A 20,213-nucleotide genomic window follows, 5' to 3' on the forward strand; every position below is an offset into this window, starting at 1 on the left:
GTGCAGACTCGCGCCCCCCAGTCTAAAAGTAGCATAACTGTCGAGCTTGGCAAACTTTCAAATCGCAGTCTTAATAAGAGCCGCCTGCAGCCTAGTTCCATGTATGCTCCGCCGTGACTGGCGACAAATTATCGGCAACGTCGAACAGTCACAGTTCGTTATAAATCGCGAATTGGCGGGAATCAGCTATGTGATTGATGGCGCGGTGAACGCGACACGAAGATATTGTGCGGCGTGGTCTTCCCCGCCCCGGCAAGCCTGTTTTGAGCCCGCCCCATCAGCATCGCCGATCCTGTACTCAGCTTCCGAGCGCTTTGAGCCAACCTTCAAAGGAAGAGGCTTTCTCCTGTCCGGCAAGCGAAACAGAGTTGGCGGGGCGCGGCAACACCACAGTGCTGCGGCCTTCGCGGGGGCTGTAACCGAATTCCTTGCTGAATGCCCGGCTGAAATTAGCCGCTGAACTAAACCCAAAGGCTTCAGCAATTTCAACAATGCGGCGGCTGTCCGCCGGATCGCTTAGCGCAACATGGGCTGCCAGAAGGCGGCGACTTTGTATGTAATGGAGAACACCACCGCTTGGTTCGAACAACTGATAGAGACGAGAGCGCGAGACGCCGAGCGCCCGGCACATTGAATCCGGTGTCAAATGAGCCGCATCCAGATTGTGGTGGACGTATCGACGCGCTCGCTCCATTAGCGCGACACTCGTCAATTGTTCGGCGGCCGCAGCCTGTTCCGCCGGAGGCGCGACGCAGGCAATGATCATGCTGCGTGTTGCGTGCACGATGCGGGGCAGATCGTCAGCCGTGAGGCTGCGCAGTCTTGCTTCGATGCTGTTGACATAGTCGAGCAAGAGGTTGGCAAAGTTGCCGGACAGAATTGAATTGTTCTTGGCGTCCACGGTTGCCGCCGCATCGGCAAACAAATCGCGCGGCAAATAGAGAAAGAGACCTTCGGAGTCCGTTGTCCTCCCGCGAAACGGGTAGCCAAGCGATCTGATCTCCAATCTGCCCGGCTGGTTCTCCGCTACGCGGCGATCGACCTCCGTCCACGACCGGCCAGTACGTGGCAAGGCGATATACCAGTGATCGATCGAGCTGGACCGAAGCTTCGCGGCAGAACGCATATAACTATGTGCCGGTGCGCGCTGTTGAACGATCAGCATGCCGCCGAGGTTCCAAGCCGTGTGGTCGGCGGGAAAGCCATCGTCGAGCGATTTGTGATCCGGCAACCTGACCTCGACGAGCGGTGCCATATGCGCCTGCCAAGCGCCGAATTGATCCTCTGGCGCCAGTTCGAGCGTTGAAAAGGGCAAAGGTTCGAGCGCCGGCGCAAGTGACGGGGCACCCTCATTGTAAGGTTGATCTTCGCGCGGCCAACGACGTCGATCACGCTCCAGCGCCTGCCTCGCAAGCGCCTCCTCTTGCCTTTTAGCATCCATCGCGTGGTGTCATATCCGATTCGGGTATGCCCATGCCCCTCAATCATGTGGCGTACCTCAGGTATCTGGCAAGACTGGCCGACTCGAGGCGACTGAAATGGCGCTCACGCTGGATTACAGTCAGAAATGCATGCCGAGATAAGTTTCTGGATGCGAAGCTAACGACACTCTTCAACCTGGTGCGTATAGAATCGGGCATCGGGAAAGCATAGTGAGGGGACCGCTGAAATGAACACAAAGCTCAACAGCGAAGGTCGTCGCAAGATAATTCTTGATGGGTACGGTAACAACGAACCGTTGAAAGACATTGCGGCAAAAATCGGATGCTCACTGGGGAGTTTGAAGGTCGCGGCCAGTAAACTCGGTTGCACTCGAACTCCAAAAGAGGCGGCGGAATTTCGGCGCGGATTTCACGTCCCGGAGCACAAGCGGCAAGACTATCGCCAACTTATGATTTCTGGGCAGTATAAAGCCCGCGAGTGCGCGTTGATTTTGGGACTCTTAACAGAGCAATCATCAGGCCGCAGGTAAACTGATTACAATCCACTGTGGACGATATTATGACTTAAGCATTCCATCGCGTCAGCGGTTCATCAGTAAAAAGCCCGCCGCAAAGCACGGACGGCGGGCCCTGAAAGGTTCGCCCAGATGCTGCGTTTGCGTTTCAATCGCACCTGCCTGAGCCCTCACGATCTGGCTATTTGCGGACGCGTGTTCGATCAGGTCTGCGCGGATGAGAATCTCGACCCTTTGGACCCGGATGCCGAAACCTTGGCGGTGATGGTTGTGGCCATTTTTCGAAATGTTCACACCAGCGAGCGCGAACTGCTGGAGGCGGTCAGGTCTCGTCGGCAAAAGGCTGCGGGAAGCGGGCATTGGTACATGTCGCCCAAAAGTGCGCAGCGATTTTAGTGCAACGAGATGGATAAAAGCAATAAACTAAGGCGCGTCGCATGAATCCCACGAGTGTTCACGGCGGTTCCAATCCCACTCCCTCCACTGGTTGAGATTTGCTTCGGGTGCAGGAGCGACGAGCTTGGAATGCAGGCAAGAAGGTTGGCGCGAAACGAGCGCTGAGGCCTCGGCAGATATGGGCCATCCGGTTCTTCCTCGATCGAGGATGGAGCGTTGTTCGATCTCGCGATCGACAGCAAGTTGCGCGGCTGCGACCTCGTTAAGATTAAGATCGGCAGCCTGGTTGTTGGGCCGGAAATTCGAACGCGTGCGATCGTGATCCAGCAAAAGACCGGACGACCTGTTCAATCGAACTGATGGCGGATGCGGGCGCGAGCTTGTTTGCGTGGCTCGGACGGCGTAGCGGGACGATCGACGACTACGCATTTCCGTGTAGAATCGATCATTCAGCCCACATGAGCACAAGACAGTATGCCCGTTTAGTCGATGAGTGGGTTTGCCCGATTGGTCTTCGCCGCGCAGCACGGCAGGCATTCGCTTCGCTACCAAGGCTTCGATCATCTACAAGGCGACCGTTCACGGCGTTCAAGTTGAAGGTTGCGATGCGGGTCATCCGAGGTTCTCAACAACCCTTGGCGATTTGAGCATGGAAGGCTCAGATGTTGATCCTTGCATTATGCCGGCAATGGGGGAGTTGTCAGTCGTCTTTGTAGGGCTTGGCTCCTCGCCAATCTTTCGCCAGTCGTTTCCATACCGACGCACCAATTCTCGCGCCTGGGCTGGCGCTGCCGCGAACGAGCTTTTATCGGCCGCACGGCCGCAAGCCGCTCTCCCATCTGGTTTAGACATCGTTCATCCTCTCGGCTCTCCTTAACTGCGAGCGTGGGGAAAGTTTCACTGCGCGGATCTTGAGCATTGGACATCAGTTCAGGCGCCATATTCCGCGGAGCCTGTCAGACTGGTGAACTTTTTGGGCCGGCGCCGCGTTCCGTGCAGCGAACTCGATCGATGCACTATGACGGAATCCGACGCTCGTCCCGCGCCACAGAAACAGGAGGCACGTGGTGCTGAAGCCCGCTTTTCGTTCGATCGAATGGCGGTCGAGCGGTTTCAGCAAGCTTTTCCGCGTGCCAGATGGAGCGACGAGCGCAGGAGCTGGTTCGTACCCGGCAAGACGGCAGCTCGGCGGATCGATCGCTGGCTGGCGCAGGAGGCAGCGTTACGGGCGCCCCATGACGATAGCAAGGGACGCGATGCCTTCGCCTTCGACCCTATTTCGAGTCGGTATCTGGAGATCGCGGACGACCTACGCATTCGCACGCCGTATTCGAGGACAGTGCTTGAAGAATTGCGCGCCGTTCCGTGGGCGAGTTGGGACGATGAGTTGCGGGCCTGGAAAGTTCCATTCCGCTCATATGAAGAGCTCCGGCGCCGATGGCCAAGCATCGAAAAGGCTGCGCAGCATGCCGAACCGGAGGAAAGGAAACGGCGACGTGCGGCCGCCAGGAACACCGAAGCATATAAAGCCGCACAAAAGCGGGCTGCTGAACGCCGGCGTCATCGCTATCCGTTGCCAGCTCAAGATCTACCTACCCTGGGCCGCGCAGTCGCAACCGAGCAGTACGGGATTGTCGTCTTCGATGAAATTTCCGGTGAACTGGTTGAGCTATCCGACGCAGCCGCCTTCTATCCCCACGCAATGCCTCCGAACGGCGACTTCGTTTGGGGCAGGTGGCGTTCGGCTACGCTGGCCGAGCTTGTCAGCGCATGGCCCGCTCGGGTTGCCGCCGGGCCAACCGAACGCTTCAGGGGCTGGTGGAGGCCGACGCTTGCCGAACTTAGAGTTGCCCGTCGAAAAGCCCGCAGTCGGGAGCGTAGCAGGCGAAGTCGCGAGCGATAGATGCGGCGCTCACATCCGGCGTTAGGGCGGCCGCAACACACGGACTCTTCGGGCAGGCGGAGCTTGGGCAGGTCTACTGCTGACTGATGGCGACAGCCTTGGGTCCAGCCTGTGTGGAAACGTTGACTAGTGCCAATGGCCGGGATCGATTATCAAATTAGTGCGCCGGGAGACCGGCAAGGAGTAGGTGGTGGAAGTCCACTGCGATGAAGGAATAGCGATCCACATCGGCCCCGAGCCGTGCGCAGACATCCGCGAGGATGCCGGCGAAGCGTCGGTAGGGGAGTGCATAGGCCAGCCATTGAGCCACGAAAGGGAATTTGTTCCGGATGCCGACGCCGTTAATTTAGCGGAAGGCGAAATGGACGGGCGCGTTTTCGCGAGCGCCTGTTCGATCCGGCGTGGTCTGAGACCCTGGCATGTGCGGAAGCTCCTTGTGCGGGAACCGGGAGATCTCTGGATTGGCCATACGCCCCAGGAGTACGGGGGGATGGTCCGCAACGGGAAGGCGAGGAGCCGTAGCCGTTGATGCACGATCCAGAGAAGTCTGACTCCGGCATAGTAGCTGCGAAGCCGACGAACAAAGCCGGACAACCGGCGGCGGAGCTGGTGGAGCCAAGGCCGGGGACCAAGGGGAACGCGGAACAGCAACACATGCACCGGACACAGAGCCGGGCTCGCATGTCCCAGTCGCTGGATCGCGTACGGCAAGCCGCAAGGCTGAGGAAGAAGGAGAAGTTCACCGCGCTCTTCCACCACATCAATGTCGATACACTGCGGACGGCGTTCTACGCGCTCAAGCGCAAGGCCGCTCCCGGGGTGGATGGCATGACGTGGCAGGATTACGAGACAGACCTAGAGCCTCGGCTCAGGGACCTGCACGAACGGGTTCATCGGGGAGCGTACCGCCCGCAACCGTCTCGCCGGACGTTTATACCGAAGGCAGATGGAAAGCAGCGGCCGCTGGCGATTGCCGCTGGAAGACAAAATCGTCCAAGGGGCAACCGTCATGGTGCTCAATGCCATCTATGAAGGCGACTTCTGCGGCTTCTCATACGGGTTTCGGCCCGGTAGAGGGTCGCACGATGCATTGGATGCACTGTGCGTAGCGATCAACACGCGGAGGGTGAACTGGATTGTAGACGCCGATATCCAGAACTTTTTCGGGAGCGTCAGCCAGGATTGGCTCGTTCGCTTCCTGGAACACAGGATCGGCGACAAGCGCATCATCCGCCTGATCCGGCTGGCTGAAGGCGGGCATTCTCGAAGACGGGATCGTGACGGTAGATGACAGGGGCACGGGTCAAGGCTCGGTGATTTCGCCGCTTCTGGCCAATATTTACCTGCACTATGTCTTCGACCTGTGGGTCAACCGCTGGCGACGGCGCGAGGCCACCGGCGACATGATCATCGTGCGCTATGCCGATGATGTAATCGTCGGCTTCGAGCGCGAGGGCGACGCCCGTCGCTTCCTCGATGCGATGCGCGCGAGGCTTGAGGAGTTCATGCTGTCGCTCCATCCGGAAAAGACCCGCCTGATTGAGTTCGGCCGCTTCGCAGCGGTCGACCGCAAGCAGCGCGGGCTCGGCAAATCGGAGACCTTCGCATTCCTGGGCTTTACCTTCATCTGCGGTAAATCGCGAAAGGGGCGCTTCCTGCTTAAGCGGAAGGCCCGAGGCGACCGCATGCGGGTGAAGCTCAAGGACATCAAGGCGGAGCTGCGGCGTCGGATGCATTGGCCCATCCCCGAACAGGGGAAGTGGCTGAGGCAGGTCGTGACAGGTCATTTCGCCTATTATGCGGTCCCGACGAATGGCGGGGCGCTCTCGGCGTTCCGGCACCATGTGACCGATCTCTGGCGGCGGACGCTTCGGCGGCGCAGCCAACGAGACGGCTTCACCTGGGCCCGCATGACGAAGCTGACCGACGACTGGCTCCCCAAACCACGCATCCTTCACCCGTGTCCCAATGCGCGCTTCGCCGTCAGCCACCCAAGGTAGGAGCCGAGTGCTCGAATCGGGCTCGCTCGGATCTGAGCGGGGGGCGCCCAGTAATGGCGTCCCTACCGCGATAGTGTAGATCCTCAAATTAGGTGCATGGCTAACCTGCTGAAATCATTAACAAGCCATTCTCACAATTAACTGCCAAGCGACAGGAGCCTACACGCAGGGCTGGATGTATCGTTAGGCGACCTACGCGAGTGGCACACGTTGCGTGCCTGGTGCAAAAACTGCTCACATCATGGGGAGGTGAAGGCGGCGAAGCTCATCCGTCGGTACGGAAAAGATGCGCTGTTTAGCTCGGTCGAGAGGGCTCTTTTCTGCACGAGTTGCGACAGAGGCGGCCCGGTTCGGCTGGAAATCCATAAGCTGCCAAGAAATTGAGGCGATCGGGATTGAGCCTACGCGTTCGCGTCCGTCTCGCTATCTTCATCGACCGTGCGTACGGGCAAATAGGCGTTGGTTTCCAGCCACTCGCGCAACACGATCCGGATGAGATCCGATCTGCCGATTTTCATCTCGTCGGCGATGGAGTTCAGGGCGTGCTCGGTGGCCGGTTCCAGCGGCACGCCAGCGATGGATGATCTGCAAGTCCCGCGCGCGAGATATCCGCGATCCGCTCAGCGGCGTTCTCTAGCTCGTCTGCAACAGATTGGCGTGTGATATCGCTCCTTAGCAGCGTGGAGAAAATGTTCGTCTGACCAACCAGTCGCTGGATTCCCTCCCTTACGAGGCGGAAAAGGGCACCGCGACGAAAATGACAAACCCGCCGAGCGCGAGGCGCGGCGGGCGGTCACGCGTCGCAGCAGGCTGGGCGGGGGGCTTGGGGTACGCCTGGTGCGCGCAGACGACAGATTATTAGCAAGCCGACAGAGCGTAGTCTACCGCCGCCGATGGAGCTAGCCTGAAAAATTCATGGGGGTTAGCGGATGTGGTGCAAGCCGTTGAAATGACATAAGATTTGGCTGCTTACGCCGATCCTCGCCATTTGAGACCATCTTGGATGATCAGATCATCCTGGCCTACGTGAAGGCGAGGCGACTGGGGCAGCCTGCCGAGATGAACAAGCTGCTTGCGGCCCCAGAGCCAAGTCACGCCTTTTCGGGACCAAACTGCGCAACGCCGAACGAGGCTTGGGACACGCTGTGCCTCATGGAAAGCAACCCCACCTTCGCGCAGAACGTCATTCGAGCCTTCATCGGGCGACGGCTTCATCGCCACGGGAGCGATTTCGACCAGTGGCGCCGGGCGATTCGGGCCCCTTTTCGGAGCGGATGCAGGAATTAATTGGAAACGATGTCATCATAACGGATGCAGTCGCCGAGGTGCCGACGAGCACGCTTGGTGCATGGGCGTTCGAACTTCCGAAGGTTTACTCCGATCCGGATATCAGGCCTGACATGGACGGCAATTTTCAGAAGACCTCCTGCTGGGAAGCCGCAGGCATCCGGGCCCGCTATAATCGAAACGGAAGTGTGAAAGGGGAGGACGACCATTATGTGCGACAGGAGGGTGCTCGTTACAACATGATCGATGCGTTCGCGTCAGACGAATTCGAGAAATTGGCCTACGGCGCCGCTTACGACTCGCTCCTTACCGAGCGCGCATTGACAGTGGGTCGCGTCGTGCACCTATGCCATGCATAATCCGTTTTATCCTTCGCTGTATTGTACGTTCGTAAAGTCCAGGACTTCCGAGGTCGCCAGTGCGAAGCGGTAGCTGAAGCTCTTGGTAGACATGACGCTAGACCGGGAAGCGGTGGCTTGATCGCGGACCCGAAAAGAGCCCCCTGATTGAGAATCCCAACCAACTGCCCTGACCCCTCTGCTTTGGAGAGCGGGTGTCAGAAAATAGTATGACACTGTCATGCCATGTGCTTTAGGGGGAGGAAGGAAAGGGCAGACTATGAGAACCAGCAAACCCATCACCGTGACCCTCGGCAAGCAGCAGCAGAGCGTTGACGCGCGGCTGGCGTCGGGCGCCTACGACTCCGCCAGTGAAGTCATACGCGTGGCGTTTTGCGCCCTCGATCGCGAGGAGCAGGCCGTGAACGAGGTGCTGCGGGCCCGCATCCGGGCGTCCATTGATGACCCGCGCCCTAGCCTGACGGCAGACGAGGCGGAAGCGGAAATGGCCCGCTTCATGCCAGCGAGAGCAAAGCGCCGCGCGGTGCGGCGCGCTAACGCACCGGCCGCAGGCCCTTGCCGACCTGCAGGGGGTCTACCGCGTCATTGCCGAGGCCAGCCAGAGCGATGCCGTGGCGGCTGGCTTTGTGCAGCGGATAATGGCGCGCTGCCGCAAAATCGGTGACGCGCCGAACGGCGGCCGGCCGAGCGATGACCTGGAGCCGGGGCTGCGCACCGTGCCGTTCGAAAGTACGGCCCTCACTGCCTATCGCTTGACCGACAGCGTCGAGATCACCAACGTGTTTTACGGGCGGCCGCGACTACGAGGCCCCGTATCATGCCGGCGAAGCCGACTGACAGCGCGCGTGGTCAGGTGCCGGCCGCTGAAGGCGGCTCGAGCGTCGACGATGCGTCTCCTTGAGGCCATGCAGCGTGCCAGCCTTAGTGACACCCCGGCCGGGCGCGCCGATCGGCGAGCTGATCGCGCGCCTGCAGGCCCGTCTCCGCGCCATGACACCTCCGAAAACCTGATCCTAACCGTCCTAACAATATCCTCGGTGTGTGGGGCCAGACAGCCGCCCACGGGGTAGCTCACCGCCACAGCCGGCGCAGGAGCCGCCAGCTGAAGTAGAGCAGGGCCAGCACCCACAGCACGGCCGGGCAAGCCAGCTAACTGGTGAGCGTGACGGTCAGGCCGGCGAGCGTCAGCGCCAAGGCGCCGAGCGCGGCGAGGAGGCCCCGGAACCCGTTGCCGAACCGCGCCGACATTCGCGTGAACCGGCCCATGTCCGCCGTGGATGTCGACAGCTTCAGAACATCCGCCGTGACGCGGTAGCCTTGCGCCTTGGCGACGATGCCGAGGTCGGCGGCGGCGGTGCGTAGGGTGGCCAACGGGGCAGGGCGCAGCACGCCCTTGAGCGTGGCAAGGGCGGCGGCGAGATCGCCGGCCGTGGCGAGGGTCACCGTGGCGCGCAGCGCCTCGCCATCGACGGCGTCGCCGGCGAGCCGCACCAATTCGCCGCGCAGCGGCTTCGACAGGCGGCCGCCCTTGCTGGCGCCTTGAGAACCGTGGCGCCGACGCGTGCCGGCGTGGTGGCGCCGAGGGTGGTCACCGTGGCGACCGTGATGGTGAGCCCGACGGCGGCGAGGCCGAGGATGACCGGTCATAGGCGGCGCCGTCGAGATAGGCGCGGCCTTCGTGGATCAGGTCGCGCACGTTGCCGATGCCGGATGCATCGGTGACCAGGGCGCCAGCCAGGCCAGCGGGGGGTTGTCGCGTCGCCGGTGGCGGCGCCGTGCCAGGTATCCCTGGCGACCCGGCCGAGGTCGGTGGCCTGCGCCGCGCGACGCGGTCGCGCAGGCTGGCGGGCAGGGGGTGTGCAGCTGGTCGGCCAAGTCGACCAGGCTGGCGGCGAGCTCGGGGTCGTCGTCGGTGTGAGCGCCTGGTCGACTGAGGGCCTCGAATATATGGGCTGATTCAACAAACCCTGCCTGGATTCGGTTCCATGGCCCGCGCGTCGAAGGATTGAACCGGAAGAGTCCGGCTGCGTTGTTGGGACTGGAACGGTAATCCTCGGAGGAAGAAATGGCAAACACTGGAACAACACGTGGACGCAATCAGGACCGTGCCAGGGTCGCTGGTGGGCAGGATCATGAAATGAAGTACGAGGCGGGCAAAACCGGCGCCAGCAAAGCTGACGTCAAATCGGCGGTGAAGTCGGTCGGCAACAGTCGCAAGAAGGTCGAAGACGAGCTGGGCAAGAAGTGAGCCTCGGCCGCACCGGATGCCGGCGAAGTTGGCGATACCAAGAGTTGGGGGTTCAGCGCAGCGGGATAGGCCACGCCGCCCTGCGCGCCGACTGTCGCTAGTATCTCATGAGGGGGCATGCACATGACCCGCATCGCCACCTTCAATGTGAACGGCGTCAACGGCCGGCTGCCTGTGCTCCTGAAGTGGTTGGGCGAAACCGACTACGACATCATTTGCCTGCAGGAATTGAAGACGTCGGACGACAAGTTCCCTGCCGATGCGATCAGAGAGGCGGGTTACGGTACCATCTGGCACGGTCAGAAATCCTATAACGGTGTGGCAATCCTCGCTCGCGGAACCGAGCCGGTGGAACGTCGACGCGGCCTACCGGGCGATCCAGACGACACCCACAGCCGCTATATCGAGACCGAGGTGGATGGGATAGTCGTAGGCTGCCTCTACCTGCCCAATGGCAATCCAGCGCCTGGCCCAAAGTTCGACTACAAGCTGCGCTGGTTCGATCGTCTCATCAGCTACGGCCAGCATTTGCTTGAAGTTGGGGCACCAAGCGTTCTTTGCGGCGACTATAATGTCATTCCAACCGCAATCGACGCCGTGGTGCCGAGGCGATGGCTCGGCGATGCGGTCTATTTCCCGGAAAGCCGGCAAGCCTATGCCAAAATGCTCGAAGGTGGCTGGATCGATGCCGTGCGGCGCATCCATCCAGAGAAGGGCATCTACACCTATTGGAATTTCTCCTACCGGGGCGGCTACGATCGGAGTTCCGGCCTGCGCATGGACCATCTCTTGGTGAGCCCCTCTCTTTCCGACCGGCTGCGTAATGCCGGCGTGGATGTCGAGCTTCGCGGGTGGGAGAAGCCAAGCGACCATGCGCCGGCCTGGATCGAGCTCAATTGAACCACGAGGAACACGAGATGGTCGAACCGGATTATCCCGAAATGAACGAGTCAATCGACAATATCTCTCTCTACGTGGCCGGCGGCTACAACTTTGCGGTTGAGACACCCCGAGGAAGCCAGACGCAGAACGCTCGCGATGCTGAGACGGGAGTGTTGCGAGCCAAGAAACTGCTCGCTGTGGGGTTCGCGTTCCCATTTTCGTTCGGCTTCCTCGGTTCGACGCAAGCTGACGAAGGCGATCCACTGAAGGTGTCGCTGCTTACGGATGCCGATCTTCCGATGGGCTCACTGCTGCGGTGCCGCGTCCTCGGGGGGATCGCGACGCAGAAGTCGAGCGTGGGACCCGCCAAATGCTACAACCGCCTGATGGCAGTGCTGCTCCTGCTGGCTCAGGATGATCCACCATATGAGTTCGTCGGCATTCCACCGGACAAGCTCAAGGACGTCGAGGACTTTTTCGTCGCCTGCCAAGCCGCCGTTGGCAAGGCAGCGAAGATCGTGGGTCATCTGGACAAGTCCGAGGCGCAGAGCATTGTCAGGGAAGCGGTCCGGCCTTGACGAAATTGGACGAAGGCCTGCGGTTTGGACCGCTTCGTGAGCGCTGGGTTCACCTCTGTGTCGACATGCAACGGATGTTTGCCGAGGCGACGGAATGGCACACGCCGTGGATGGAGCGTGTATTGCCCAATGTCGTCGCCCTCGTCGAACTTGACCCGGCGCGGACGATCTTCACCCGGTTTATTCCCCCTCAATCTCCCGATGACGTCGGCGGCGCCTGGCGAGGGTACTTTCAAAAGTGGGAGACAATGACCCGCGATCGGCTTGATCCTCAGCTGATCGATCTTGTTCCAGAACTGGCGCGGTTCGTGCCGCCCGCTTTGCTGGAGGACAAACCCGTCATGTCCGCTTGGCACGGGTCACTGCATGCTCGCCTGCGGTCTGCGGGCATTGATTCACTTATCGTGTCGGGCGCGGAGACGGAGGTTTGCGTGCTCGCCTCTGTGATGGGAGCGATCGATCTCGGCTACCGGGTGGTCATCGTCGCCGACGCGGTATGTTCGGGAGCTGACTCGACCCACGATGCCATGCTCGCGATCTACGAGAGCCGCTACGGCATGCAGGTCGAGACGGTGACCACCGCCGACCTCCTGGCCGCGCGGCTGGACGGAATGTTGTGACATCAGGAGGACCTCTGGGCATGACAGAACAGGAAATGATTATCGACGCGTTGGGCGTCACTCCGAGTTTTGATGTCGCGCTGGAAGCGCGCCGGCGCATGGACCTTCTCAGCACCTATCTGCGTGAATCGGGCCTCAGTACCTATGTGCTGGGGATCAGCGGCGGAGTGGATTCACTCGCCGCGGCCCTTCTGGCTCAACGCGCCGTCGAGGCACTGCGAATGATGGGGTACGATGCCAGATTCCTGGCCGTTCGTCTCCCGTACGGCATCCAGGCGGACGAACATGACGCCCAGTGGGCTTTGGACACCATAGGGGCGGATGAAGTGCACCGGGTCGACATCAAGCCGGCTGCCGACGCGATGCTGGATTCGATCAAGCTGGCTGGTCTCGAGCTCGGTGATGCTGGCCGCGAGGATTTCTTGCTTGGTAACATCAAGGCGCGTCAGCGCATGATCGCCCAGTTCGCGCTCGCCGGTGCCACCCGAGGGCTGGTCATCGGCACCGACCATGCGGCTGAGGCATTGATGGGCTTCTTCACCAAGTTCGGCGACGGTGCCGCCGACATTCTTCCGCTTTCCGGGTTGAACAAGCGCAGGGTTCGCGCCTTGGCAGCGCATCTGGGCGCTCCGTCTGAACTTATTGACAAGATCCCGACCGCCGATCTGGAGAACCTCGTTCCGCTTCGACCGGACGAAGATGCATATGGTGTCACGTACGATCAGATCGACGACTTCCTCGAAGGCCGAGAGATCGACGAAGCGGCGCGCACGCGCATGCTTCATGTGCATTCCAGCACAGCGCATAAGCGAGCGCTTCCGGTCACAGCCATTGCCATGACTAATTCGCCATTGCCGCATCGCCAATAATTGTCTCACGACACACGGCCGACGTGCTCGCCGCAGCCCACCGCGAAGCGGGGCGGAGGCATGTTCGTCGCTCACAGCCAGCGATGCCCTTTACGTGTATCGCCGATGCGAGGAGTCCACCAAACTCCGAGGTGGCCAAAAGCTGTTAGCTTCATGTCGGGCCGATCGCCGAGCCAGAGTCATTCCACGCGAGAATGATCTGACGGCCGCCGCTTCTCGGAAGCTCATTGCGGCGCGCCTCCGGCAAGAAGTACCGATAGCCTTTTGTGGTCATCCAACGCGCACGCCAGGTCGGCCGCAGCGTCGAATGATCGTGTCCAGGATCGAAGACGTCGGCGCCTCGTCAGCGACATCCTGATCAGGTAGTGTCTTAAGCATGGCAACGACCAGCCTTGAACGAGGGAGGTACCGCAAAGCGCTAGGTCTATGCAGAAGCCCGCACCAGACAAGCACCACCAATCTCAGCACCGCCGCGCCGCGGAAGCGACGACAACAAGGAAGGCGTACAAAGCCGCGACGATGAAATTTCCGTAAGACGGACAAGGGTCATTCGTTGGGCCAGTTCGTGACCCCGAGACGGTTCAACAGGGCGGCCTAACAAGCGGGACTGACCACCCCCGCGAGGGGTGCCATTTACCAGCTGGATTAGCGCTATCAAAGGCGAACTCCAGGATCGCAGCGAAGCATCGACGCTGCTCGTGAAACGCAACGCGTTTCGGCTCGAAAAGGAAGTTGGGCTCCGATCCTCAACGGCACGCCGGAATCTCCGTCGAGGCGCGCCGTGCGTCCCGATATGCGGGACACCTGCACGCTTCAGGACGCGTCGCCATCCGTGATGATAGGTGTTCGCCGCATCGACTTTGCTGGATCGAAGATGGAGGGGCAGACGAGCTTTAAATCGACGCCGGAGCCGCCAAGATTCGGAAGAGTGATCGCGACCGCACCGAGCGGATCCGGCTAGCTGGCAGCACGAAGCCCACGATGAGGATCGCGCCGTCTCGTTCGCTATCGCGCGGCGGCGCCGAGACATATTATCGACGGTTCGAAACTTGGAGGCCCTGGAACGCCCTGGGGTGGTGTTCGGCCCGGAGAACGGAGGTGGGGCCTGCGTGAGGCTCAAGACATCCCCTTCGCCCGCCCCCAAACCTGCCCGACGGCTAAGCCGGCACTCATCGAAAACAATGAGGATGCAGCGCGATTGCAGAGTGCATCATTTAATCGATTGACTCGCGGAATGCCCCGGCAGTTAATCTTCCCGGCAGGGCGAAAGAGGGGCTACGAACTGGGAGCAAACGATGACTGTGCAAAAAGAAGAAGACTATCGAACCAACAGAGCCGACTATGCCATTGCTGTGACACATAGCCAAGCGACCGCTGAAGGCGATCGCCACGATTTACTGGCAAGAAGAAAGTCGCTGTGGCTAAAAGATCGGCGAACTGCAAATTTGGCTGCAAACCCGTCGGAAAGCTCGCCAGAACCGAAGGCCAAACCGCGCGGTTCGTGAATCGGGCGCCAGCCACTTCGTTCTGCTATCGTCAAGCGCGCCCCTGCATTCAGCGCCACGGGTGCGAGCATCTCAACTGCGGTAAGTATGCAGGATGGGGGTTCGCCAAGCCGAGGCAGCCGCCTCATTGGTTCTGTTTGAACATCGCGACGACGGTGAGCGCTTCCTGTGACGAAACGTCGAACAGGTCTTTTGGCCCGACGCCGATCTCGTCGATGATGTCCGGATTGTGCGCGGGCTGCCGACCTTGCTGTCCATCGGCCACATCGGAAGGGTAAGGCTTCAACAGGTCGCGAGATCCTGTTCAGGGCCAAGCCAGCGCATATAGTCGGCCGGCGCCAGGATGACCGGCTTGCGGTCTGGATGGTCGCCATCAGGGAGTTCGGCTCGCAGGCGACGATGCAGGAGGTGCGGACCAGCTCGCCCGTTGCCCTGTCGCCATACTCTTCCCAGATGCCGGCAAGCGCGAACGGCTCGCCCGACCTCATGGCGATGGCATAGGGCTGCTTCTTCTTGTCGGACGGGTCGAGCTTACGCCATTCGAAATAACCGTCGATCGGCACCAGGCAGCGCCGTGACGCGTAGGCCTTCTTGAACAGGCCATTGGTGGCGACGGTCTCGCCCGCGCATTGACGCGCGGCGGGCCTCCGCTGCCGTCGCGCGCCCAGCCGGGCACAAGGCCCCCGCGCGCGCGGTGCCGGTCATCAGTTCCTCGCGCGCGAGGATCGAGTCGGTCAGGCTTGGCGCGCGGTTCCAGACCGGGAAGCTGTTGTCCATCAGGGCGATATCGCCTGCACGAGCGAACTCGAAGGGGCGTTTGACGAGTATATTGTGCCGGGTCGCGTCGCCCTGGGTGTGTGGTTTGGGTCGTGCTGCTTTGGGCCAACCGCGCAGCTAGGCTGCCTTCTTAAGCTCCGCCACCTGAACGCCCAGCCGGAACGCCTGACCATCTGCAAACGAGCGCGCGTAGCTCTCAGATGTAAAAGGGACGGTGGTCGTGGTGCCATTGACCGTCACGCGAACCGACCACTCTTTGTCTCTGACGATTTCAACGGCATGTCGCTCATGCGGAGCCATACATTCCTCCCAGAATCTTACGTTGAAGATGGGGAGGATACCGTCGCAAAACTCGTTTGCATGCAAATAATCCGACACCGCGATGTCGAAATGTCAAAACAGCGCACAGCTACGCGAACTTAAGTCGATGTCGTCGCCTTGAGCTGTTCAAGGTGTTTCTTGGCGAAGTTGAAAAATGCGGTGGCAGTCTCTTCAGCCGTCCAGCCTTGCTCGATGCAAGACGACATAAGAGCCGTGAAAGCGGTTTCAAGGACGACTGCGCAGTTCACGTTCCTGTCCGGGCTGTCCTCGGAGAGAATGGGCGGTGCAACTTGTGCTGTTTGGCACATGAAAAATAATTGGCGAGTGCCAGAAAAGCTCTGACTTTCATCTTGCCGTCGGTCAGCCGTAGTGAAGTTTCGGTTTCGGCTCGGTGCCGGTGAATTTGACGCCGATGCGGTCGTTGCGACGCCAGCGAACCTCCGATCGATAGGCAACTCCATCGACCGACACGTAGAGCAAGAAGCGATCGGGAACCCGGGCTTCGGGCGCGACCTTCAGCTCGGCGCCCCCCTCATGCTGATTGCGCAAGGTGCAGCTGATCTCGGAATTCTGGATCCCGGTGATGATCGTCCCGCCCTTTAGCACACGTTGGCGGCGCTCGCGCCGATGCTCGTCGGAATTCTCATCAAGTGGGTTCGCGGTGTTTGCCATCGATAATATGTCAGATCAGCTGAGTTCACTCCTAGGTATAACCGAACGCAGGCGCACAGCAATGGATGGGTCATGTTGCCCTGTTACGTGACACAGGGCATGCTCGGGTGAAATCTGTCGGGTCGCGCAGAAATAGGCAATGATCTAGCAAAGGTCCCGCGTTGCCGACGTGTCGATCAACACGGTTTCCAAGCTTCTGGTCGACGCCGACCTAAATGCTGACCTACCGGCAGACAGGCCCCCCCGTAGCCGTCGAACTCCACCTCGTGAATCCAGGCGTCGCCCTCGGGCGGTTTCTCGACCAGGGTCGGCATCAAGGCTCAATGAACTCCAGCCGGCCGGTGCCGGCGCCTGCCCACCTACGCACGGAACCCGAGTCTGGATCGTGAGATCCGGCGGCCAGGGCAACGAAACATAATCAGCTTACTAAATTAGCAATGATGCATGAGATGGCCTATAACTCGCCCAGCCGACGAACGACCCAATTGCCCGCTAGTTAGGCCCGGCGGCCGATGGGAACCCCGATTGGCTGTCGGGCCGTTCCTCTCAAACCGCCACTGGCTCGCGCTTGATGGATCGGCTACTCGCGATTTCGAAAGCCACGAACAGATCAAGGGCCGCGGCGACTTCGAGGATAGCCTCGGTTACATGGTCGTCGCATACTGTCAAATCAGGCGCAGACTGCCGAACGTGGTATAATGCGGCTTTGACCGAGACGGTGTCCCCCGGTCCGCCCTGTTGACGATTGCGGCAATCGCCTGTTCTAGAACTGGACCGACCCTTTGGATGATACTCATCCACCTCCCCCGGGAACGCTAGGGTCAATAATAACGTGTTCGAGGCCGGGATGCAACCGGTGAGCGAAATCGCGACTATAGAGCCTCACCACCGAGCGTTTCTGCCGGCCGCTGTCCCATAAGCGGGGGGAAGAGACTTCCGCACGTCGTGGTGGGCGCTGGTGCGGGCGCTGCGCGGCCCTCTGAACGACCCGCCTATCTGCTGCCGAAGAGCTTGAAAGCGCCCCGGTCGCGTCGCAGATATATCGTGCGCCGATCTGCAAGTCATGCTGCGTGCGCTGCATTGATGCTTAGAAACGTTTCCGGCGTGCCGCTGGAGCCCGCGACGAGGACGCTCTCAACTCCATCGCGGAGAAATAAATATTGGACGGTTGGACCTCATTCAGGTTGTGCTGCGCGAGTGGCTCGAAACCAACGTTATCTGCCAGTCCGAGCGATTGATGAGGAAAGCGAGACGAACGGCAGCGCGTAGGCCGCGACCGACCTGTATGTAGAAGACCCGCCGCTGCATTTGCGAAGCGACGGGCCTCCACCCATTCCCCCACACCTGACCATGCAATTGCGATGCCAGACGTATTGACCCATTGCAGGGCACCTTTGAGGCAGCACGGCGTGTTCACGGTTGAATGTCGACTTTTGCCTCAACATACTTCGGCCGGAACGCTTGCTCGTCTTGAGGGTTGAGATGCTGGAGATGCAGGCGTGGTCAAGAAACCGTCTATTGCCGAAACTTTGCGATGAACCTCTGTCCAATTGATGAGGATCCGAAGGGCGTCGCCGATGGCGGTCACCTGGACCAGCTGCAAGAGGTCGATGCCCTGGTCGGCCTCGCCAAAGAAATGGCCGACCGGCAACTGCGCCGGGCTTTCTAACCCGGCAGTTGAAATCGATGGCTCCATGCAAGACCGTGACGATGCAAAGGACTGAGCGGCGTCAACACCTCCTTGCGAAGGGGATGAAAATGGGTTTAGCCAAAGACTTGTCTAATGTTGCGCTCACATTCAATTGTCCGGATTGCTCGCATCCGGCAGTAAGGAAAGGCTCTGCACTAACAGCGATCGCGCACTTCAGATGCCACCGGTGCAACGCCAAGGTGCGGATCACTTATCAGCAGAAGCTAGCAATTTTCGAAAAGCACAGGCTATTGGCCGCCCAGGGGGCGTTGCGACAACTCAACTCTGCTTTGCGGTAAGCCTAGGCGGCTTCGCCGAAGGGTCATGCGCGGCATGGCCGGTGTCACCCTAATCCTGATCCCAGAAGTCCAGCAGCGAGGCGTTGCGTAGACCTCTTCGCCGCGCAGATGCTTTACGGGGCCAATCAGCCCCGGCTTGACCCATTGGGGGCTGGGCGCTTCATGCCCTTTGGCGGCGGCCCGGCATGAATAAGGGTGTCGCTCGCAATCGGTGACGGAATCTAGAAAGCCCGCGCCTCCGGAGAGACGACGCGAGCTGCGACCCGACTCTGCGGAGGCACGGATGCTGAAGTCTAGCCAGAATCGGGCCGAGAAACCGCAATCGTCCGGCTAAAACCGAACCGAATATCGGCCCAGCAGCACAACCGTGGAACCTTTCCAAGCCGCCTGCCTTGTCCCTTCCTCATAGAAGGAGATGCGAAATGAGCCTTGATATAGGAAAGGTCGCCATAGCGTTGCTGGGCCTGCTTGCCTACAAGAATAAGGACAAGATTGGCGAGTTGATCGCTGGTAGGAAATCGACAGATCCCAACGCTAGCGCTGGCTCCCCTGGCGGCCTCGGCGACATCCTGGACCGTCTCAGAAATGCGGGTGCGGGCGATCAGGTAGATTCTTGGATAGGAAAAGGATCCAACCGGCCCGTTCAGCGCGATCAGGTTGAGAAAGCAATTGACCCGCAAACGTTGAGCGATTTGGCTGAGCAAACCGGATTGTCCCATGAAGAACTCGTCGACCGGCTCACAAGAGAATTGCCCGAGGCGGTAGACAAGCTTACGCCCGACGGGCAGATGCCCGCCGGCAACGGTCCAAATCTCTTGGACGAGGTACCAGGAGCTGGTCGTACTTAGCGCCACTGCGACAAAGCAGGCTGAAAATAAAAGGCCCGTGTCCCCCAGGGGACGCCGGCTTCGGGGACACCGAGCTGGCAGCAATCGTGTGAGGGGAAGTTGCTGCCTTCACCGCGAGGCGGTGTTCCAAGGTCGATCGCAAAAAGTCCCGCCGCACATGCCAGGACGGCGGGACCGATCGAGCGCCTTTGCACCAGGCAGGGGGGATGCGGGGGTGGGCTTGCCCGGTGCGCGCGGACCGTCCGGGAACCTTAGGCGCATCACCGGCAATGCGTCCACCAACCGACGGTTGGAGCGACAAGTCGGTCACCGGCAGGTCGGATCATCCTGGGCCGCTATCGCTCGCAACCAGACGGTACCGGATGGTTTCGGATGTGGTCGTTAAAGCAGCGCACTTTGGCGAAAGCGGCTTTGAATTCGGCAAAGGTTTCCGGCGGTACGCCCTCAGACTCGTTCAGTTTGCCGCTGGCCACGAACCACACCGAGAGGATTTTCTGTCCGGATCGTATTCTGTTTTGCGTATCGAGGTGGAGGGCATGACGGCGGCTCGATCGAAAAGCAATCAATGAGCGGAAAGGCCGTCGCGTTCCTTATGACTGCGGGTGTGGTAAAGCACCAGCTCAATTCGGAGCGCCGCCGGCGAGAAGATGTCGATAGCGTTCGTCATCATCCAGCGGGCGCGCGCAAGATCGGTCCGGCGTGGCGCGTCGGCGGGCGCAGTGGACCGGGTCGCCGCCCCATGCTCATCGACGGGCCGATCAATGGCTTCCGGCTCTCTTCGAGAAGGTGCTCTTGCCCACCCTCAAGCCGGGCGACATCCTCGTCAACGACAATTCCGTCTCACACGAGGGGCAAGGCCGTCCGGCACGCCGTCAACGAAGCCGGCGCCAAGCTCTTCTTCCTGCCGAAATGCTCGCCAGACCTGAATCCGATCGAGATGCTTGTGATTTTTCATGGAATGAGGACCCTGTTTGAGGGGTGATTTTCGTCCAAACGGGACCC

Annotated in this window: 23 protein-coding genes and 3 pseudogenes; 18 read left to right on the top strand and 8 right to left on the bottom strand. The window is 60.4% G+C overall.

Annotated elements, in window-relative coordinates:
- Nucleotides 1-298: 298 nt before the first annotated feature.
- Entirely contained in the window at nt 299-1,441 is a 1,143-nt protein-coding gene (locus NKH70_RS32780; protein WP_353027237.1) for a helix-turn-helix domain-containing protein, read from the bottom strand.
- 228 nt (nt 1,442-1,669) lie between these two features.
- On the opposite strand from NKH70_RS32780, the gene NKH70_RS32785 reads away from it, so the two are divergent.
- The 6 genes and pseudogenes from NKH70_RS32785 to NKH70_RS32805 all read left to right on the top strand — a co-directional run bounded on the left by NKH70_RS32785 (nt 1,670) and on the right by NKH70_RS32805 (nt 6,256).
- A complete protein-coding gene (locus tag NKH70_RS32785) occupies nt 1,670-1,972 on the top strand; it encodes a hypothetical protein (RefSeq protein WP_353027238.1) in 303 nt (100 codons plus the stop codon).
- A gap of 117 nt (nt 1,973-2,089) precedes the next feature.
- Nucleotides 2,090-2,353: a hypothetical protein gene (locus tag NKH70_RS32790; RefSeq protein WP_353027239.1), complete on the top strand. Its 264-nt coding sequence runs from the start codon at nt 2,090-2,092 to the stop codon at nt 2,351-2,353.
- 98 nt (nt 2,354-2,451) lie between these two features.
- Nucleotides 2,452-2,930 (top strand): annotated as a pseudogene (locus tag NKH70_RS32795) (site-specific integrase); the annotation flags it as partial.
- Nucleotides 2,931-3,371: 441 nt separating this feature from the next.
- On the top strand, nt 3,372-4,256 hold the full coding sequence (locus NKH70_RS35930; protein ID WP_502908449.1) for a hypothetical protein: 885 nt from the start codon (nt 3,372-3,374) through the stop codon (nt 4,254-4,256).
- Between the two features lie 946 nt (nt 4,257-5,202).
- Nucleotides 5,203-5,547 carry a reverse transcriptase domain-containing protein gene (locus NKH70_RS32800; RefSeq protein ID WP_353027240.1) on the top strand — a complete coding sequence of 115 codons (345 nt, stop codon included), beginning with the start codon at nt 5,203-5,205 and terminating at the stop codon, nt 5,545-5,547.
- Nucleotides 5,534-6,256, top strand: a complete 723-nt coding sequence (locus tag NKH70_RS32805) for a reverse transcriptase domain-containing protein (protein ID WP_353027241.1) — start codon at nt 5,534-5,536, stop codon at nt 6,254-6,256. Before NKH70_RS32800 ends, NKH70_RS32805 begins: the two co-directional genes overlap by 14 nt.
- Nucleotides 6,257-6,657: 401 nt before the next feature.
- Here the strand turns inward: NKH70_RS32805 and NKH70_RS32810 are convergent, their stop codons facing one another.
- A complete protein-coding gene (locus NKH70_RS32810) occupies nt 6,658-6,825 on the bottom strand; it encodes a ribbon-helix-helix protein, CopG family (protein ID WP_353027242.1) in 168 nt (55 codons plus the stop codon).
- 669 nt (nt 6,826-7,494) lie between these two features.
- Between NKH70_RS32810 and NKH70_RS32815 the strand changes: the two genes are divergently transcribed.
- The 3 genes from NKH70_RS32815 to NKH70_RS32825 all read left to right on the top strand — a co-directional run bounded on the left by NKH70_RS32815 (nt 7,495) and on the right by NKH70_RS32825 (nt 8,972).
- Nucleotides 7,495-7,902, top strand: coding sequence for a hypothetical protein (locus NKH70_RS32815; protein WP_353027243.1), 408 nt, complete (start codon nt 7,495-7,497; stop codon nt 7,900-7,902).
- 259 nt (nt 7,903-8,161) lie between these two features.
- Complete coding sequence (locus tag NKH70_RS32820) at nt 8,162-8,566, top strand: ribbon-helix-helix domain-containing protein (RefSeq protein ID WP_353027244.1); 405 nt, start codon at nt 8,162-8,164, stop codon at nt 8,564-8,566.
- A complete protein-coding gene (locus NKH70_RS32825) occupies nt 8,487-8,972 on the top strand; it encodes a type II toxin-antitoxin system RelE/ParE family toxin (protein WP_353027256.1) in 486 nt (161 codons plus the stop codon). Before NKH70_RS32820 ends, NKH70_RS32825 begins: the two co-directional genes overlap by 80 nt.
- Before the next feature lie 79 nt (nt 8,973-9,051).
- Here the strand turns inward: NKH70_RS32825 and NKH70_RS32830 are convergent, their stop codons facing one another.
- On the bottom strand, nt 9,052-9,393 hold the full coding sequence (locus NKH70_RS32830; RefSeq protein WP_353027245.1) for a hypothetical protein: 342 nt from the start codon (nt 9,391-9,393) through the stop codon (nt 9,052-9,054).
- A gap of 574 nt (nt 9,394-9,967) precedes the next feature.
- Here NKH70_RS32830 and NKH70_RS32835 point away from each other — a divergent pair.
- From NKH70_RS32835 to NKH70_RS32860, 6 genes are all read left to right on the top strand, one after another.
- A complete protein-coding gene (locus tag NKH70_RS32835; RefSeq protein WP_352779900.1) occupies nt 9,968-10,150 on the top strand; it encodes a DUF3606 domain-containing protein in 183 nt (60 codons plus the stop codon).
- A gap of 123 nt (nt 10,151-10,273) precedes the next feature.
- Complete coding sequence (gene xth, locus NKH70_RS32840) at nt 10,274-11,050, top strand: exodeoxyribonuclease III (RefSeq protein WP_353027246.1); 777 nt, start codon at nt 10,274-10,276, stop codon at nt 11,048-11,050.
- 17 nt (nt 11,051-11,067) lie between these two features.
- Nucleotides 11,068-11,610 (top strand): inorganic diphosphatase, encoded by a 543-nt coding sequence (locus NKH70_RS32845; protein WP_353027247.1) that lies wholly within the window; start codon nt 11,068-11,070, stop codon nt 11,608-11,610.
- A complete protein-coding gene (locus tag NKH70_RS32850; protein ID WP_353027248.1) occupies nt 11,607-12,230 on the top strand; it encodes a cysteine hydrolase family protein in 624 nt (207 codons plus the stop codon). The genes NKH70_RS32845 and NKH70_RS32850 overlap by 4 nt, the downstream gene beginning before the upstream one ends.
- A 20-nt stretch (nt 12,231-12,250) precedes the next feature.
- Nucleotides 12,251-13,099, top strand: coding sequence for an NAD(+) synthase (gene nadE / locus NKH70_RS32855; protein WP_353027249.1), 849 nt, complete (start codon nt 12,251-12,253; stop codon nt 13,097-13,099).
- 1,295 nt (nt 13,100-14,394) lie between these two features.
- Complete coding sequence (locus NKH70_RS32860; protein ID WP_353027250.1) at nt 14,395-14,604, top strand: hypothetical protein; 210 nt, start codon at nt 14,395-14,397, stop codon at nt 14,602-14,604.
- 124 nt (nt 14,605-14,728) lie between these two features.
- Here the strand turns inward: NKH70_RS32860 and NKH70_RS32865 are convergent, their stop codons facing one another.
- The 4 genes and pseudogenes from NKH70_RS32865 to NKH70_RS32880 all read right to left on the bottom strand — a co-directional run bounded on the left by NKH70_RS32865 (nt 14,729) and on the right by NKH70_RS32880 (nt 16,374).
- Entirely contained in the window at nt 14,729-14,890 is a 162-nt protein-coding gene (locus NKH70_RS32865) for a hypothetical protein (RefSeq protein ID WP_353027251.1), read from the bottom strand.
- A 130-nt stretch (nt 14,891-15,020) separates the two neighbouring features.
- Nucleotides 15,021-15,272: pseudogene (locus tag NKH70_RS32870) on the bottom strand (SOS response-associated peptidase family protein); the annotation flags it as partial.
- A gap of 226 nt (nt 15,273-15,498) precedes the next feature.
- Nucleotides 15,499-15,681 (bottom strand): hypothetical protein, encoded by a 183-nt coding sequence (locus NKH70_RS32875; RefSeq protein WP_352530781.1) that lies wholly within the window; start codon nt 15,679-15,681, stop codon nt 15,499-15,501.
- Nucleotides 15,682-16,062: 381 nt separating this feature from the next.
- Complete coding sequence (locus NKH70_RS32880; protein ID WP_352783012.1) at nt 16,063-16,374, bottom strand: PilZ domain-containing protein; 312 nt, start codon at nt 16,372-16,374, stop codon at nt 16,063-16,065.
- Nucleotides 16,375-17,908: 1,534 nt separating this feature from the next.
- Here NKH70_RS32880 and NKH70_RS32885 point away from each other — a divergent pair.
- A complete protein-coding gene (locus tag NKH70_RS32885; RefSeq protein ID WP_352530777.1) occupies nt 17,909-18,043 on the top strand; it encodes a hypothetical protein in 135 nt (44 codons plus the stop codon).
- A gap of 742 nt (nt 18,044-18,785) precedes the next feature.
- Nucleotides 18,786-19,211 carry a YidB family protein gene (locus NKH70_RS32890; RefSeq protein ID WP_353027252.1) on the top strand — a complete coding sequence of 142 codons (426 nt, stop codon included), beginning with the start codon at nt 18,786-18,788 and terminating at the stop codon, nt 19,209-19,211.
- A gap of 335 nt (nt 19,212-19,546) precedes the next feature.
- Here NKH70_RS32890 and NKH70_RS32895 read toward each other — a convergent pair whose 3' ends face one another.
- Nucleotides 19,547-19,693: a hypothetical protein gene (locus NKH70_RS32895; protein WP_352847665.1), complete on the bottom strand. Its 147-nt coding sequence runs from the start codon at nt 19,691-19,693 to the stop codon at nt 19,547-19,549.
- Nucleotides 19,694-19,947: 254 nt separating this feature from the next.
- Between NKH70_RS32895 and NKH70_RS32900 the strand changes: the two are divergent.
- Nucleotides 19,948-20,154 (top strand): annotated as a pseudogene (locus NKH70_RS32900) (transposase); the annotation flags it as partial.
- Between the last annotated feature and the right edge of the window lie 59 nt (nt 20,155-20,213).

Source organism: Mesorhizobium sp. M0991, from assembly GCF_040318915.1.
GTDB lineage: Bacteria > Pseudomonadota > Alphaproteobacteria > Rhizobiales > Rhizobiaceae > Mesorhizobium.